The following is a 14827-nucleotide window of genomic DNA, read 5'->3' as shown; positions in this document are numbered from 1 at the left end:
CTCGGTCGGCGGTACAGCGGCATACTGGGGGCATGACGGCGGTACGGGCGGGAACGGTGGTGGACGTCGGCATTCCGGCTGTCCGGACCGCGCCCGCGACGACCGGACGTCCCGACGTGCCCGAACTGGTGGACAGTTTCGGGCGGATCGCGCGGGATCTGCGGGTCTCCATCACCGAGAAGTGCTCGCTGCGCTGCACGTACTGCATGCCGGCGGAGGGCCTGCCGGTGGTCCCGGCCCGGCAACTGCTCACCGCCGACGAGATCGTCCGACTAGTCGATGTCGCGGTGCACCGTCTGGGGGTGCGCGAGGTCCGGTTCACCGGAGGGGAGCCGCTGATGCGGCGCGATCTCGAGGCCATCGTCGCGGGCTGCGCCGAGACGGTGCCCGGGATTCCCCTGTCGATGACCACCAACGCGGTGGGCCTCGAGCATCGGGCCCACGCCCTCGCTCGTGCCGGGCTGACGCGGGTCAACGTCTCGCTCGACACGGTCGACCGTGCACACTTCGCCGAACTGACCCGCCGGGACCGGCTGGACTCGGTCCTCGCAGGGATCCGGGCCGCGCAGGACGCGGGGCTCGCGCCGCTGAAGATCAATGCGGTGCTGATGGCCGAAACCCTCGACGGGGCAGTCGATTTGCTCCAGTGGTGCCTCGACTCCGGATGTGCGCTGCGGTTCATCGAGCAGATGCCGCTCGACGCCGACCACGAGTGGGCGCGGGAGAACATGGTGGACGCGAAGACACTCCTGGACGTGCTCGGGTCGCGTTTCGAGCTGCACGAGGTGGGCCGCGAGGATCCGTCCGCGCCCGCCGAGGAATGGCTCGTGAACGGCGGCCCGGCCACGGTCGGGATCATCGCCTCGGTGACCCGCTCGTTCTGTGAGGACTGCGACCGCACCCGGCTCACCGCGGAGGGGACCGTCCGGTCGTGCCTGTTCAGCGATCGCGAGGTGGATCTGCGCGACGCGCTGCGCTCCGGCGCCGGCGACGAGGACCTCGCGCAGCTGTGGCGTGCGGCAATGTGGGACAAGTGGGCCGGGCACGGCATCAACGCGGCGGGATTCGTTCCCCCGCAGCGCAGTATGGGAGCAATCGGTGGCTGACACAATCGGGGCGGCGCGCACCGTGGAGGTGCGGTATTTCGCGGCGGCGGCCGAGGCAGCAGACCGTACGACGGAGACGTTGTCGGTGCCCGCGGATGCCGATCTGGGGCACCTGCAGGCGATGCTGGTGGACCGCTACGGCGCTGGGATGGAGAAGATCCTGGGCGTTGCGGCATACCTGGTGGACTCCGAGCTCATCCGAGATCTGACGCGGCCCGTCGGCGCACAGGTCGACGTGCTGCCACCGTTCGCAGGCGGGTAACTCCGCAGCTCACCGTTTGCGCAGCCACTCCTCGAACGTGACTGTGCCGAACGTTCTGTCCGGCACCAGGTTCCAGCCGTTTCTCCAGAACGTGCCCATGCTGCCGGGCATGGGGAGATTCGTGACCCGGCCGCGTGCGGCGGTGGCGGACTTCCACGCGAGCGCCATCTCGCGCATCGTCAGGATCTCGGGTCCGCCGATCGTCGTCGGGTCGTCGGACACCCGGTCGGCGACGGCGGCGTCGACCAGCGCGCGGGCGACGTCCGCGGTGTCGATCGACTGGAACCGGGTGTGGGTGAACGCCGGGATCAGCCCGACTTTGGACGCGGGCGCGCAGATCATCGGGACGAACTCGTGGAACTGCGTCGCGCGCACCACCTGCGTCGGCAGCGATGCGTCGGCGTACGAGCGCTCCTGCCGGGTCTTGGCCCGGTAGTACGCGAACGTCCCGCGGTCGACATTGACGATCGAGAGCAACACCGCCCGGGAGACGCCCGCGGACTGCGCGGCGGCGAGCAGATTCGTGGCTCCCGTCGTGAGTACCGCCCGGGTGCTGCGGGTCTTGCCGTCGGTGGTGTCGATCACGACGTCCACGCCGTCGAGGGCAGCCGCGAGCCCGTCGCCGGTGACGAGATCCGCGGCGGCGTGTTCGAGCCCGCTGCCCACCGTCCCGCCGCGGCGGCTGAGCACCCGCACCGGCTCGCCGCGGCGCATCAGTTCGGCGACCACCGAACGCCCGGCGACACCCGTGCCGCCCGCCACCAGAAATCTGGTCATGGATTCCCCCCTCGTTACCCGTCAGTCCTCGCGCCACCACGTGTCGAGCGGCGTCACCGGCACCGTCCGCTTGTGGCGAGTGTTGCGGTACATCCGCTCGAGCTTCTCGGCCACCTCGTCGGTGACGTCCCGTCCCTCGAGGAAGTCGTCGATCTGGTGGTAGGTGACCCCGAGCGCCACCTCGTCCGGCAGCGACGGCCGGTCGTCCTCGAGATCGGCGGTCGGCACCTTGCGCCACGTCGAGTCGGGGGCGCCGAGTTCCTGCAGCAGCGCCGCACCCTGGCGCTTGGTGAGCCCGGTGAGCGGGGTGAGATCGACGCCGCCGTCACCGAACTTGGTGAAGAACCCGGTGAGTGCCTCCGCGGCGTGATCGGTGCCCACCACCAGGTAGCCGAGCTCGCCCGCGACGGCGTACTGGATCATCATGCGCTCGCGCGCCTTGATGTTGCCGCGCACGAAGTCCCGCAGCCGGCCGCCGTCCCCGAGGATCTCGCGCATCGCCTGCGACGCTTCCTCGGCGGTGGCGTCGGCACCCGGCTTGACGTTGACGGTCAGTGACCGGTCCGGTGCGATGAACTTCAGGGCCACCTGCGCGTCGTCCTCGTCGAACTGCGATCCGTACGGCAGTCGGACGGCGACGAACTCCGCGGTGTGGCCCTCGGCGCGCAGTTCCTCGACCGCCAACTGGGTCAGGCGACCGGCGAGGGTGCTGTCCTGGCCGCCGCTGATCCCGAGCACGAAGCCCTTGGCCGGAGTGGACCGCAGATAGTCCTTGACGAACTGCACACGGTTGCGGATCTGGGCAGCGGGATCGATCGTCGGCTCGACGCCGAGTTCCTCGATGATCCGGGCGCGCGAAATTACCATGGCAGAACTGTAGCGAGCACGGGTCGGGTGTGCAGCACCGCGAACCGGCACGGCAGGATGTGATTCTGCGCGCCCACCGGCGGCGACAGAGAACGCGGGAGACCCTGATGAGCAGCACCGGCAGCACCGGCATCCTCGTGGTGAGCGCCACGGCAGGCGAAGCGGCGCATGTGCCGGACGGCCTCGACGTCGTCGTCACGGGCATCGGCAAGGTGGCGGCGGCGGTCGCGGTCACGCACGCGCTCGCGAAGTGCGATCCGGATCGGCTGCCGCTCGTGGTGAACATCGGGACCGCGGGAGCGCTGCATACCCGTCACAGCGGCCTGTACCTGCCGTCGGCGGTCCTCAACCACGACATCAGCAGCGAGGTGCTGCGCTCGCTCGGCCATCCCGTGCGGGACGTCATCGACGTCGAGGACGGTGACGGTTCGGTGCTCGCGACGGGGGACTCGTTCATCTCCGACGCCGAGATCCGCGATGCACTCGCCGCGCGGGCCGATCTGGTCGACATGGAGGGGTTCGCCGTCGCGTTCGCGTGCGCGCAACTCGGTGCCCGGTGCCGCCTGGTCAAGCACGTCAGCGACCAGGCCGACGACTCCGCGATGGATTGGCCGGAGCAGGTGGACGCGAGCGCGCGGGTGCTCGGCCAGTGGCTGCGCGAGAGGCTCTGACGCCTGCCGCTAGTGTCCCCCGCTAGTGTCCCCGCAGCCCCAGCCCGGTGCCGTCGGCGCGCATCAACGTCATGGCGTCGCCGTCGATCGAGTAGGTGACCTCGCCCTCGAGGACGTGCTGCACGGCCTGCTCCACCTCTGCGACGTCCGCCGCGCACGCCATCCTGGTGGTGGCGAGTGGACCGAACGTGATCGTGCCGTCACCGACCTGGGCAGGGCCGTTGAAACGATTGCATCCGGTGGTGCCGGTGGCCTGGCCGTTCTCGCCGATCGTCAACGTCGGTGCCGACGTCTCGAGGGCCGCCGACGTCGTGACGGCCTGTGGGCTGATCAGCGTGTCGACCACCCATGTGGTGCCGACGAGCGGGCGATCCGGATTCGCGGTCTTCTTGTCGGCGAGTGTGACGGTGGTGCCGGTGGTCGAGAGGGTGAGGACGTCGTCGGTCAGCGTCCACGCCGGCTGGGTCGCGAACAGGTCGCTCATCCACTTGTCGGCGCCTGCGACGTCGTCCGGGCAGGCCATCATGGTGGTCGCGATCGCACCGGTCTTCACGACTCCGCCGGACAGGTCGACGCCGCTCACGCCGCGGTTGCAGCCCGCGCTCATCGCGATGCTTCCCTTCTCGGGGAAGGCGACCTCGAGTGGGCCGCCGCCGGGGATGGCGGTGCCGGTCACGGCGGTGGACAGGTACGTGTGCCCCCACAGCGCGTCCTCGGGTGCCGCGGTGGCCGAGGACGGAGCGTCCGCGGACGTGGTTTCGGCGTCCGCACCGTCGTTGCTGTTCCCGCACGCCGTCAGCGTGGCGGCAGACAGGAGGGCGAGGACGACCAACGGCGTGCGCATGACCACACCCTAGTCGGCGGGTGCCGTCGAACGGGTGATCCTGTGGGCCAGGTCTTCCCACGCGTCGGCGATCCGTCGCTCCGACATTCCGAGGGTGCGGATCTGGTGCAGCACGAGGCTCGCCTCGAGCGGTGCGAGTAGGGCTGTTCCGAGTAGTTCGAGGTCCCCGTCGACGCCGGCGTCGGTGAGCAGCGTCACGATGTGCCGCAGGCTCACGGCGCGTGCCGGGCCGGAGAACCGGAACTCGGGGGAGTCCTCGGCGGCCCGCAGGATGTCGCCCTGGACGGCGACCATGTCGAGCCGGGCGCGACCGAACGAGACCAGGCGGACGACGGGATCGGCGCCAGGTCCGAGCGGTGCGGGCCCGAACATGAAGGCGTGCTGCAGTTCGCGCTCGGTGTGGTCGAGCAGCGCGTTCATCAGGCCCGAGCGGCTGCCGAACCGGCGGAAGACGGTGCCCTTGCCGACGCCGGCAGCGGCGGCGACGGCCTCCATCGTCACGGCGTCGACTCCTCGTTCGGCGACGAGTCGAGCGGCCGCGTCGAGGAGGAGTTTCCGATTGCGGGCGGCATCACATCGCTCGGGGATCTCGGCGTCCACCAGCGGAAGTAGCGGGCTGTTCACGTCAGCATCGTAGCCCAGCCGGGAACACAAGTGGACCGCGGTCCGTTTGTGCTGCTATACATGTCCACGGCGTTATCGACCGCATCACCGAAGGAATTTCCCATGTCTCAGTCCCGCGTTCTCGTCCTCGTCGGCAGCCTCCGTGCCGGCTCCGTCAACCGTCAGCTCGCGGAGACCGCCGTCGCCGGCGCGCCCGAGGGTGTCGAGCTCACCATCTACGAGGGACTCGGTGAGCTCCCCTTCTACAACGAGGACATCGACGTCCCCGGCGCCTCGATCGCCGGCGTCGACCAGCTCCGCGCGGCCGCGGCCGAGTCCGACGCGCTGCTCCTGGTCACCCCCGAGTACAACGGCACCGTCCCCGCCGTCCTGAAGAACGCCATCGACTGGCTGTCGCGCCCCTACGGCACCGGTGCCGTCAAGGACAAGCCGGTCGCCGTGATCAGCGCTTCCCCGAGCCCCAACGCCGCCAAGTGGGCGCACGACGACGCCCGCAAGGCGCTCGGCATCGCCGGCGGCAACGTGCTCGACGTCGAGCTCTCCATCGGTGGCACCATCCAGAAGTTCGGCGAGCTGCACCCGCGCGAGAACGCCGAGGTCGCGCAGCAGGTTGCCGGCGTCGTCGCCGCACTGGTCGAGGCGTCCAAGGAACTCGCCAACGCCTGACGCCCCGCCTGGGCCGAATGTCACATGCGTTCAGTTCGACTGAACGCATGTGACATTCGGCATTTCAGGGAGTGCTCACAGCCCGGCCCGCTCCATGGCCGCGTCGACGGCGTCGCGGACCGAATCGAAGTCGCCGCCCGCAGTCAGTGCCGCCAGCTGCGCGGCCTCGATCTGCTCACGCACGGACTCGTACCGCGCGGTCCAGGCCGCCTTGTCGGCGCGCCAGTAGCCGATGACGTCGTACCGGTCGGTGGGCAGACCCAGATCGTGTCGCACCCACCTGCGCACCTCGCGCGCGAGACCTGCCTCACCGGCGAACCACACGTAGCCGGGGCCGTCGGGTGCGCTCCACGGCATCGCGGCGTCGGCGAGGGCGCTGGGGCCGACGCCGTTGCCGGTGCCGTGGAGCCACGTGACCGTGACGCCGCCGGCGGTGTCGAGGCTTTGTTCGTCGGCGGCCGTCGTCACCTCCGCGATGACGTGGACGCGCGTGCCGGGTGTGAGGCCCTCGACGATGCGTCCGACGGCGGGCAGCGCGGTCATGTCCGCGATCAGCAGCTGCCACCGTGTGTCGGTCGGCGGGCGGTACCAGCCGGAGGCCGCCGTCACCCCGAGTATCTGCCCCGGACGCGCCTGTAGGGCCCATCGGACTGCGGCACCGCCGTCGTGCACGGCGAAGTCGATGTCCATCTCGTGTGTTGCCGCGTCCCAGCGGCGGACGGTGTAGCTGCGCATCTCCGGCCGTCCGGTGCCCCCGGTTCCGGGGAAGTCCCAGCCGTCGCCGACTTGCTCGGGCGCCGGTGGGCGATCCGCGCCGTCGGGTGGGAACACCACCAGGAGTCGCTCGTCGGGGTCGCCGCTCGAGGTGAAGCGGGTCAGGTCGCCGCCGGCGAGGGTGATCCGCTGCATGTTGGGGGTGACGCGCTGCACCCGCGCCACGGTCGCGAAGAAGTAGGGGTTCTCGTTCGGCGGCACCCGATCACCCTGGCACATTTCGGTGCGGCGGCGGCACGAACCATCGGACAGCTACCGTTCAGCTATGTCCGACGGAGTGGCCTGGGCGGTGGCGCTCGGCGCGCCGTCGGGTCGACCCGCCCCGGCTCCGCTGTCGGCGTCCGCGCCGAGTCTCCCGACATCTGCGCGAGTGGTGCCGACGAGGGGCTGTCGGTGTGTCCACAGACACACTCCGGACCCACCTGTGACCGCATTTTCGGCGCGTCCTCGGCGTGTCTCCGGCGTGTCGCGCGGGGTGTCCGTGCAGGACGTCGCGGAGGTGACCGAAATCACCTGCTCGAGCGTGATCTACGACACGCCGGAAGGGGGTCTCGGCGCACCGCTCGGAGGAGGTCAACCTGCGAATATCAACCGTGTCACTCACAAGATCTCGGGTTGTGCGTTTCTGTCGGCCACTAGGTGTAGTGTCTACACAGCCGAGGGGCACAACGGGAACGAATCCGATCCCGGGTCGGAAAACAGGCTCTTTCCTCGGCACGCAGAGCACACAATCCGTAGCTCGCAAGGCCGTGGAAAGAGGGACCATCATGAGCATCACCGTGTACACCAAGCCCGCCTGCGTTCAGTGCAATGCCACCTACCGTGCCCTCGACAAGGCCGGTCTCGAGTACGACATCATCGACATCTCCGAGAACCCCGAGGCACGCGACTACGTGATGGCCCTCGGATACCTCCAGGCCCCCGTCGTGGTGGCCGGTGACGATCACTGGTCCGGCTTCCGTCCCGACCGCATCAAGACCCTCACCGCAAACGCTGCTTGAAGCGTCGCGGGACCGGTCGAATCTCAGCTCGAGTAAGAGGGTGAACACCGATGGCATCGCTGGTGTACTTCTCCAGCGCGTCGGAGAACACACACCGATTCGTCCAGCGGCTCGGTGTCCCCGCCGCGCGCATCCCGCTGCGTGACCGCGAAGGCGCGTTCGAAGTCGACGATCCCTACGTCCTGATCCTCCCCACCTACGGGGGCGGCACAACGGCGATGGGCCGCGACACGAGCTACGTGCCGAAGCAGGTCATCCGATTCTTGAACAACAAGCACAATCGCTCGCGCATCCGCGGGGTGATTGCTGCCGGCAACACGAACTTCGGCGAGTCGTACTGCTTCGCCGGGAACGTGATCTCGCAGAAGTGTCAGGTGCCGTACCTGTACCGCTTCGAACTAATGGGAACACCAGAGGATGTCATCGCCGTGCGCGAGGGCCTCGAACAATTCATGGAGAGTGAACAGTGGCACCGACCATCACAGATTCAGCCCCGGCTGGGAGTGTAGAGCGCGCGGCGGCACAACCCGACGCGTCGGCGGGCGAGTTGGACTACCACGCGCTCAACGCGATGCTGAACCTGTACGGTCCCAACGGCGAGATCCAGTTCGACAAGGACCGTGAGGCCGCCAACCAGTACTTCCTGCAGCACGTCAACCAGAACACGGTCTTCTTCCACAATCAGGACGAGAAGCTCGACTACCTGGTCAAGGAGAACTACTACGAGCGTGAGGTTCTCGACCAGTACACCCGCAACTTCGTCAAGTCGCTGATCGACCGGGCCTACGCCAAGAAGTTCCGCTTCCCGACGTTCCTGGGTGCCTTCAAGTACTACACCTCGTACACGCTCAAGACGTTCGACGGTAAGCGCTACCTCGAGCGTTTCGAGGACCGCGTCTGCATGGTTGCGCTCACCCTCGCCGCGGGCGACGAGACGCTCGCGACCGAACTGGTCGACGAGATCATCGCCGGACGGTTCCAGCCGGCCACCCCGACGTTCCTCAACTCCGGGAAGAAGCAGCGCGGCGAGCCCGTGTCGTGCTTCCTGCTGCGCATCGAGGACAACATGGAGTCGATCGGCCGTTCGATCAACTCGGCCCTGCAGCTGTCCAAGCGCGGCGGCGGAGTTGCATTGCTGCTCAGCAACGTTCGCGAGCACGGCGCCCCGATCAAGAAGATCGAGAACCAGAGCTCCGGCGTCATCCCGATCATGAAGCTGCTCGAGGACTCGTTCTCGTACGCCAACCAGCTCGGTGCCCGTCAGGGTGCCGGCGCGGTCTACCTGCACGCGCACCACCCGGACATCTACCGCTTCCTCGACACCAAGCGGGAGAACGCGGACGAGAAGATCCGCATCAAGACGCTGTCGCTGGGCGTCGTGATCCCGGACATCACGTTCGAGCTCGCGAAGAAGAACGAGGACATGTACCTGTTCTCGCCGTACGACGTCGAGCGCATCTACGGTGTGCCCTTCGCGGACGTCAACGTCAGCGAGAAGTACCACGAGATGGTCGACGACAAGCGGATCCGCAAGTCGAAGATCAAGGCGCGCGAATTCTTCCAGACGCTCGCCGAGCTGCAGTTCGAGTCGGGCTACCCGTACATCATGTTCGAGGACACGGTGAACCGGGCGAACCCGATCGAGGGCAAGATCACGCACTCGAACCTGTGCTCGGAGATCCTGCAGGTCTCGACGCCGTCGACGTTCAACGACGACCTGTCCTACAGTCATGTCGGCAAGGACATCTCGTGCAACCTCGGCTCGCTGAACATCGCGCTGACGATGGACTCGCCCGACTTCGCGAAGACGATCGAGACCTCGATCCGCGCGCTCACCGCCGTCTCGGACCAGACGCACATCTACTCGGTGCCGTCGATCGAGCAGGGCAACAACGACTCTCACGCGATCGGCCTGGGGCAGATGAACCTGCACGGCTACCTCGCTCGTGAGCGGATCCACTACGGCTCCGAAGAGGGCGTCGACTTCACGAACATCTACTTCTACACGGTCGTGTTCCACGCGGTCCGTGCGTCGAACGAGATCGCGAAGGAGCGCGGCACCCACTTCAAGGGCTTCCCGCAGTCCAAGTACGCGTCGGGCGAGTACTTCGACAAGTACACCGACCAGGTGTGGGAGCCCGCCACCGAGCGGGTGCGTCAGCTGTTCGCCGACGCCGGCGTGCACATCCCGACGCAGGACGACTGGCGTGAGCTCAAGGCGTCGGTGCAGAAGTACGGCATCTACAACCAGAACCTGCAGGCTGTTCCGCCGACCGGCTCGATCTCGTACATCAACAACTCCACCAGCTCGATCCACCCGGTGGCCGCGAAGATCGAGATCCGCAAGGAAGGCAAGATCGGTCGCGTCTACTACCCGGCGCCGTACCTGACGAACGACAACCTGGAGTACTACCAGGACGCGTACGAGATCGGGTACGAGAAGATCATCGACACGTACGCCGCGGCCACGCAGCACGTCGACCAGGGCCTGTCGCTGACGCTGTTCTTCAAGGACACCGCGTCCACGCGCGACGTCAACCGCGCGCAGATCTACGCGTGGCGCAAGGGAATCAAGACGCTGTACTACATCCGCCTGCGTCAGATGGCACTCGAGGGCACCGAGGTCGAGGGTTGCGTCTCGTGCATGCTGTGACGGTAGTGAAGAGCTTGAACGAAGTGAGGGAATCGTGAGCGAGAAGATCAAGCTGGTCAGTCGCGTGTCGGCGATCAACTGGAATCGCGTGCCCGACGACAAGGACGCCGAGGTGTGGGATCGCCTCACCGGCAACTTCTGGCTGCCGGAGAAGGTGCCGGTGTCCAACGACATCCAGTCGTGGGCCACTCTCACGCCGAACGAGCAGCAGCTCACGATGCGCGTGTTCACCGGCTTGACGCTGCTCGACACCATCCAGGGCACCGTCGGCGCCGTGAGTCTGATCCCCGATGCGGTCACCCCGCACGAGGAGGCCGTGCTCACCAACATCGCGTTCATGGAGTCGGTGCACGCGAAGAGCTACTCGCAGATCTTCTCGACGCTGTGCACCACGCGTGAGATCGACGACGCGTTCCGCTGGTCGGAGGAGAACCCGAACCTGCAGCGCAAGGCGCAGATCGTCCTCGACTACTACCGCGGTGACGACCCGCTCAAGCGCAAGGTGGCCTCGACGCTGCTCGAGAGCTTCCTGTTCTACTCGGGCTTCTACCTGCCGATGTACTGGTCGTCGCGGGCCAAGCTCACCAACACGGCCGACATGATCCGCCTGATCATCCGTGACGAGGCGGTGCACGGCTACTACATCGGCTACAAGTACCAGCGCGGACTCGAGCAGGTCACCGAGGCCGAGCGTGAGGAGCTCAAGAACTACACGTTCGAGCTGCTGTTCGAGCTGTACGACAACGAGGTCGAGTACACGCAGGACCTGTACGACGAGGTCGGGCTCACCGAGGACGTCAAGAAGTTCCTGCGCTACAACGCCAACAAGGCGTTGATGAACCTCGGCTACGAGGGCCTGTTCCCGAAGGACGAGACGGACGTCAACCCGGCGATCCTGTCGGCCCTGTCTCCGAACGCGGACGAGAACCACGACTTCTTCTCGGGTTCCGGTTCGAGCTACGTCATCGGCAAGGCCGTCAACACCGAGGACGAGGACTGGGACTTCTAGCCCTCCCGTACCACTTCGGCCGAATGTCACATCGGTTCAGTCCGACTGAACCGATGTGACATTCGGCCGTCGGCGTTTTCAGGGAAGGGTGACGTCGCTGCGGCGGGATGACGGCCGGTGAGTCGTCGTAGCTGCCCAGCCACGGATTGTCCGAGATCGTGCCGACGAAGTCGACGGCCCCGATGAGCCACCACTTCAGCAGGTAGCCGGTGGTCGGCCACTGTCCGTGGAGGGGCGAACGACCGACGCACAAGCCGGTCAGTGTCTTGCCGAGGGTCGCGTGGAAGATCCGTTTAGCCACCACTCGCTGCAGGAGCGACGCGAGAATCCACCCGATCGGGATTACCGATACCGGGGATCGTCCGAATCGCCGTGGTGGTCGGGAAGTCCGGCCGGCGCGGTTCCCGGGGGAGTGCTCGCACCGAACCCTGATGTGGTCACCGGAGAAGGGTGACGGATGCTGCTGCGAAACCCAATGGTGTGGGCGAGGATTCGCCGGAACCGTTGTCGTGGACGTGCGCCGCGCCTAGTGTCGAGGGGGTGGGACCGAGCCGACGGTGCCCGACGACGATCGAGGAGACGGCAATGAGTGGTCGAGTAGTGCATTTCGAGGTCCCGTTCGACGACGGTGATCGAGCACGCAGTTTCTACAAGGTGGCATTCGGCTGGAACGTCACCGAGATGCCGGAACTCGAGTACACCGGTGTCGCCACCGGGCCGGTCGAGGACTCGGGGATGCCGAGCGAACCCGGGTACATCGGTGGTGGCATGTTCCGTCGCGAGGAACAGTATCCGAAGGGCCCGGTGATCACGATCGACGTCCCCGACATCGACGCCGCGCTCGCGAAGATCGAGTCGCTCGGCGGTGCGACGGTCGCGGCCAAGCAGCCTGTCGGTGAGATGGGCTTCGCCGCCTACTTCAGAGACACCGAGGGCAACGTCATGGGACTGTGGGAGACCAAGCAGAGCTAGGCGTTCCAGGCGTTCAGTCCCGTGCGAACCAGGTCTCCGTCTCGCGCCGCAGGGCCGCCGCTATGCGCACCGTCGACGACTCGGTCATGTCCGTAGGCAGCGCGTCGGGGGAGAACCACCGCACATCGAGGTTCTCGTCGTCGGCGACCCGCGCCGCACCCGACACGGCGCGGGCCAGGAAGCACACGTCGAGGTAGCTGGCGACGTCACCGTTGGGGTAGGTGATCGGTCCGGCGGTGTCGACGCTGGTGATGCGCACCAGGTCGGCGTCGAGGCCCGTCTCCTCGCGGATTTCCCGGAGTATCGCCGGGCCCGGCTCCTCGCCGGGTTCGAGGATGCCGGACACGACCGCCCACATGCCGTTGTCGGCGCGTCGGGTCAGGAGCACCTGGTCGGCATCGTCGAGGACGACGGCGGACACGCCGGGCAGCCACAGGGGGGCGTGTCCGACGTGTTCGCGCAGCGCAGCGACGAAGGCTGGGACCGGCATCAGTAGCGGAACGAGACCGGCGAGGCGACCTGGCCGGAGTACGGCAGCAGGACCGTCGGGCGCAGCGGCACGGCGAACCGCGCCGGTACGTCCGTTCCACCGTGGGACCCCGGCTGCGCGGCAGCGTCGAGTTGCGCGAACCGGATCCGGCTCATCGCGTCGGTGCCGACCATGGCGCCGTCGGACGTCTCGGCGGACAGGAAGGTGCCCTCCGGGGTGAACTCGATCCACGGGTTCGCCAGCGCGATCTCGGCGAGGTGGAATCGGGTGAAGGAGACGACGGTGCCGCGGTACTTCGCGACGCCGTACCCGGTCGCGGGATCGATGTCGGCGGAGGCGGATTCGAACGTCAGACGCCCGTCGGGGCGCACGCTCGCACCTTCGGTGCCGGTGACCGAGCCCTGCAGCGCGGTCTTGACCAGGTCGGTGTACCCGGGTGCGAAGCCCCACACCAGATCCTGCGCCGGCGGCACCGGAGCGTTGGGTCCGGGGGAGGGGTCGAACCGGACCGGGACGTTCAGTTCCTCGGACGGATTCACGGCGTCGGCGGCGGCATAGGTGTAGATGCCGTACACCGCGCCCTCCGGAACAGTCGCGGGCTTCTCGACAGTGAGGGTCGCGGTGAAGGAGCCGTCGTCGGCGAGCGGAACCCACTGCTGCCGGATGGTGCGCCGGAAGTCGAAGGGGGCGTCGGGGACTCGGTTCAGTGCGTCCTCGGACATCACCCAGGCGGTCGCGGAGCGCTGCTGCCCGACGCGGGACCCGGCCGGTGCGCCCTGCGACGGGCGCCAGTGCTCGGCGAACGCGCCGAACGTCACGAACGTGCCGTGCGGAACACCGGGCGGCACCGGCAGGGGGAGGCCGTCGGTGTTGGCGTGCGGATCGAAACCTGCGCCGCGCACCACGATCCGGTCGCCCTCGTGCACCGGGGTGTCTCCCAGCGGGGTGACACCGTCGGCGGTGTACACCTCGATCGAGGGACCGGACGCGGGGATGGCCGGTGCCGCGGCGGTCGCGGTCGCCGGGGCGACGCAGGCGAGCATCACTGCCGTCACCGCCGCGAAACCGCGTGCGAGTCTTCTCGTCCTAGCTGACGTATCCATTCAATGAACTCCTCAGGTCGGTGAGCACGGCGTGGGCGGCGACGATGCCGTTACCGAAGTTCCAGATCGCGTCGTCGACGGCGAAGACACGCTTGTCGGTGGCGGCCCCGAGTTCGAACCAGTCGTCGGATTCCATGACCGCCGTTCCGTGTTCGAGCCCGCCGGGGCCGTCGAAGCTGACGTAGATCAGATCGCCCTCCGCGTCGCCGAGGTCGTCGAGGTCCTTGGCTGCCACGTCGAGGCGCTGATACGGCGGCCGCTGGACACCGGCGTCGGCGAGGACCTGACCGGAGAAGCTGCCGGGCCCCTCGATCGCCACGGAATCCGAACCGAACCGGAGCACCGACGCCTGCGTCTGGCGGGCGTTGATCTCGGTCCCGATCCGGGCGGCGTCCGCGGTGTACTCGTCGAGGGCCTGTTGCGCGGCGATCCCGCGTCCCATCGCCTTCCCCGAGGCGAGGACGCGGTCCTTCCACTGCACCGGGTCGGCGCCGACGAACACGGTGGGCGCCACCGCGCGCAGGCGGTCGGCGAGTTCCGGATCGGTCGGCTCGGAGCCCAGGATCAGATCGGGGGCGGCCGCCGCGATGAGATCCACGTCGGGGGACCCGGCGGGCCCGACGCTCGGCAGCGCCGAGATCCCGGCACCGAGGTACGACGGTTGCGGGGTGCCGCCGTCGGACGTCGTGGCACCCACGACGCGCTGCCACATTCCGAGCGCGCACGCGGAATCCAGTGTGGCGCTGTCGAGGACGACGATGCGCAGCGGATCCGGTGCGCCCGGGTCCGCCGGCGTCGGGTCCGCGCACGCGGCGCGGGTGTCGCGTTCGACGCTCACGACACCCGCACCGGCGATCTTCGTCGTGGTCCGCACGATCGTGCTCGCGTCGTCGTCGGTCGCATCGCCACATCCGGTGAGTCCCACGAGGACCGCCGACGCCGCGATCGCAGCGATGGCAGTGCGGCGGACGGTGCGGACGGGCTGGGAACTGGACAATGCGACGGCTT

Annotated in this window: 17 protein-coding genes; 9 read left to right on the top strand and 8 right to left on the bottom strand. The window is 67.8% G+C overall.

Going from position 1 to position 14827, the window contains the following annotated elements; translation table 11 throughout:
* Positions 1–32: 32 nt before the first annotated feature.
* Both moaA and AC1RIF_RS15900 read left to right on the top strand, forming a co-directional pair.
* Positions 33–1106 (top strand): GTP 3',8-cyclase MoaA, encoded by a 1074-nt coding sequence (moaA, locus tag AC1RIF_RS15905; RefSeq protein WP_492602302.1) that lies wholly within the window; start codon positions 33–35, stop codon positions 1104–1106.
* Positions 1099–1368, top strand: a complete 270-nt coding sequence (locus AC1RIF_RS15900; protein WP_492602301.1) for a MoaD/ThiS family protein — start codon at positions 1099–1101, stop codon at positions 1366–1368. The genes moaA and AC1RIF_RS15900 overlap by 8 nt, the downstream gene beginning before the upstream one ends.
* A gap of 9 nt (positions 1369–1377) precedes the next feature.
* Here AC1RIF_RS15900 and AC1RIF_RS15895 read toward each other — a convergent pair whose 3' ends face one another.
* Both AC1RIF_RS15895 and nadE read right to left on the bottom strand, forming a co-directional pair.
* Positions 1378–2145 (bottom strand): SDR family oxidoreductase, encoded by a 768-nt coding sequence (locus tag AC1RIF_RS15895; protein ID WP_492602300.1) that lies wholly within the window; start codon positions 2143–2145, stop codon positions 1378–1380.
* Positions 2146–2166: 21 nt separating this feature from the next.
* Positions 2167–3012: an NAD(+) synthase gene (gene nadE / locus AC1RIF_RS15890; protein WP_492602299.1), complete on the bottom strand. Its 846-nt coding sequence runs from the start codon at positions 3010–3012 to the stop codon at positions 2167–2169.
* Between the two features lie 107 nt (positions 3013–3119).
* Between nadE and AC1RIF_RS15885 the strand changes: the two genes are divergently transcribed.
* Positions 3120–3683, top strand: a complete 564-nt coding sequence (locus AC1RIF_RS15885) for a nucleosidase (protein WP_492602298.1) — start codon at positions 3120–3122, stop codon at positions 3681–3683.
* 22 nt (positions 3684–3705) lie between these two features.
* Here the strand turns inward: AC1RIF_RS15885 and AC1RIF_RS15880 are convergent, their stop codons facing one another.
* Together AC1RIF_RS15880 and AC1RIF_RS15875 are read right to left on the bottom strand one after the other, a co-directional pair.
* Entirely contained in the window at positions 3706–4527 is an 822-nt protein-coding gene (locus AC1RIF_RS15880) for an META domain-containing protein (RefSeq protein ID WP_492602297.1), read from the bottom strand.
* A gap of 9 nt (positions 4528–4536) precedes the next feature.
* A complete protein-coding gene (locus AC1RIF_RS15875) occupies positions 4537–5151 on the bottom strand; it encodes a TetR/AcrR family transcriptional regulator (protein WP_492602296.1) in 615 nt (204 codons plus the stop codon).
* A gap of 102 nt (positions 5152–5253) precedes the next feature.
* On the opposite strand from AC1RIF_RS15875, the gene AC1RIF_RS15870 reads away from it, so the two are divergent.
* Complete coding sequence (locus AC1RIF_RS15870; RefSeq protein WP_492602295.1) at positions 5254–5817, top strand: NADPH-dependent FMN reductase; 564 nt, start codon at positions 5254–5256, stop codon at positions 5815–5817.
* Positions 5818–5892: 75 nt separating this feature from the next.
* Here AC1RIF_RS15870 and AC1RIF_RS15865 read toward each other — a convergent pair whose 3' ends face one another.
* On the bottom strand, positions 5893–6810 hold the full coding sequence (locus tag AC1RIF_RS15865; protein WP_492602294.1) for a siderophore-interacting protein: 918 nt from the start codon (positions 6808–6810) through the stop codon (positions 5893–5895).
* A gap of 548 nt (positions 6811–7358) precedes the next feature.
* Here AC1RIF_RS15865 and AC1RIF_RS15860 point away from each other — a divergent pair.
* The 5 genes from AC1RIF_RS15860 to AC1RIF_RS15840 all read left to right on the top strand — a co-directional run bounded on the left by AC1RIF_RS15860 (position 7359) and on the right by AC1RIF_RS15840 (position 12226).
* Positions 7359–7592 carry a redoxin NrdH gene (locus tag AC1RIF_RS15860; protein WP_492602293.1) on the top strand — a complete coding sequence of 78 codons (234 nt, stop codon included), beginning with the start codon at positions 7359–7361 and terminating at the stop codon, positions 7590–7592.
* A gap of 50 nt (positions 7593–7642) precedes the next feature.
* Positions 7643–8101 (top strand): class Ib ribonucleoside-diphosphate reductase assembly flavoprotein NrdI, encoded by a 459-nt coding sequence (gene nrdI / locus AC1RIF_RS15855; protein WP_492602292.1) that lies wholly within the window; start codon positions 7643–7645, stop codon positions 8099–8101.
* A complete protein-coding gene (nrdE, locus tag AC1RIF_RS15850; RefSeq protein WP_492602291.1) occupies positions 8059–10245 on the top strand; it encodes a class 1b ribonucleoside-diphosphate reductase subunit alpha in 2187 nt (728 codons plus the stop codon). The genes nrdI and nrdE overlap by 43 nt, the downstream gene beginning before the upstream one ends.
* 34 nt (positions 10246–10279) lie before the next feature.
* On the top strand, positions 10280–11254 hold the full coding sequence (gene nrdF / locus AC1RIF_RS15845; RefSeq protein WP_492602290.1) for a class 1b ribonucleoside-diphosphate reductase subunit beta: 975 nt from the start codon (positions 10280–10282) through the stop codon (positions 11252–11254).
* 585 nt (positions 11255–11839) lie between these two features.
* Positions 11840–12226, top strand: a complete 387-nt coding sequence (locus tag AC1RIF_RS15840; RefSeq protein WP_492602289.1) for a VOC family protein — start codon at positions 11840–11842, stop codon at positions 12224–12226.
* 13 nt (positions 12227–12239) lie between these two features.
* On the opposite strand, the gene AC1RIF_RS15835 is transcribed toward AC1RIF_RS15840, so the two are convergent.
* From AC1RIF_RS15835 to AC1RIF_RS15825, 3 genes are read right to left on the bottom strand one after another with little or no spacing between them, the layout of a single operon-like run.
* Positions 12240–12716 (bottom strand): NUDIX hydrolase, encoded by a 477-nt coding sequence (locus AC1RIF_RS15835; protein WP_492602288.1) that lies wholly within the window; start codon positions 12714–12716, stop codon positions 12240–12242.
* Positions 12716–13819 (bottom strand): HtaA domain-containing protein, encoded by a 1104-nt coding sequence (locus AC1RIF_RS15830; RefSeq protein ID WP_492602287.1) that lies wholly within the window; start codon positions 13817–13819, stop codon positions 12716–12718. Before AC1RIF_RS15830 ends, AC1RIF_RS15835 begins: the two co-directional genes overlap by 1 nt.
* Positions 13803–14816, bottom strand: coding sequence for an ABC transporter substrate-binding protein (locus AC1RIF_RS15825; RefSeq protein ID WP_492602286.1), 1014 nt, complete (start codon positions 14814–14816; stop codon positions 13803–13805). The genes AC1RIF_RS15830 and AC1RIF_RS15825 overlap by 17 nt, the downstream gene beginning before the upstream one ends.
* Positions 14817–14827 lie beyond the last annotated feature (11 nt).

The sequence above is a fragment of the Prescottella sp. GW823-FHT02E09 genome (assembly GCF_058797375.1).
This window is presented reverse-complemented; position numbering and strand designations above follow the sequence as displayed.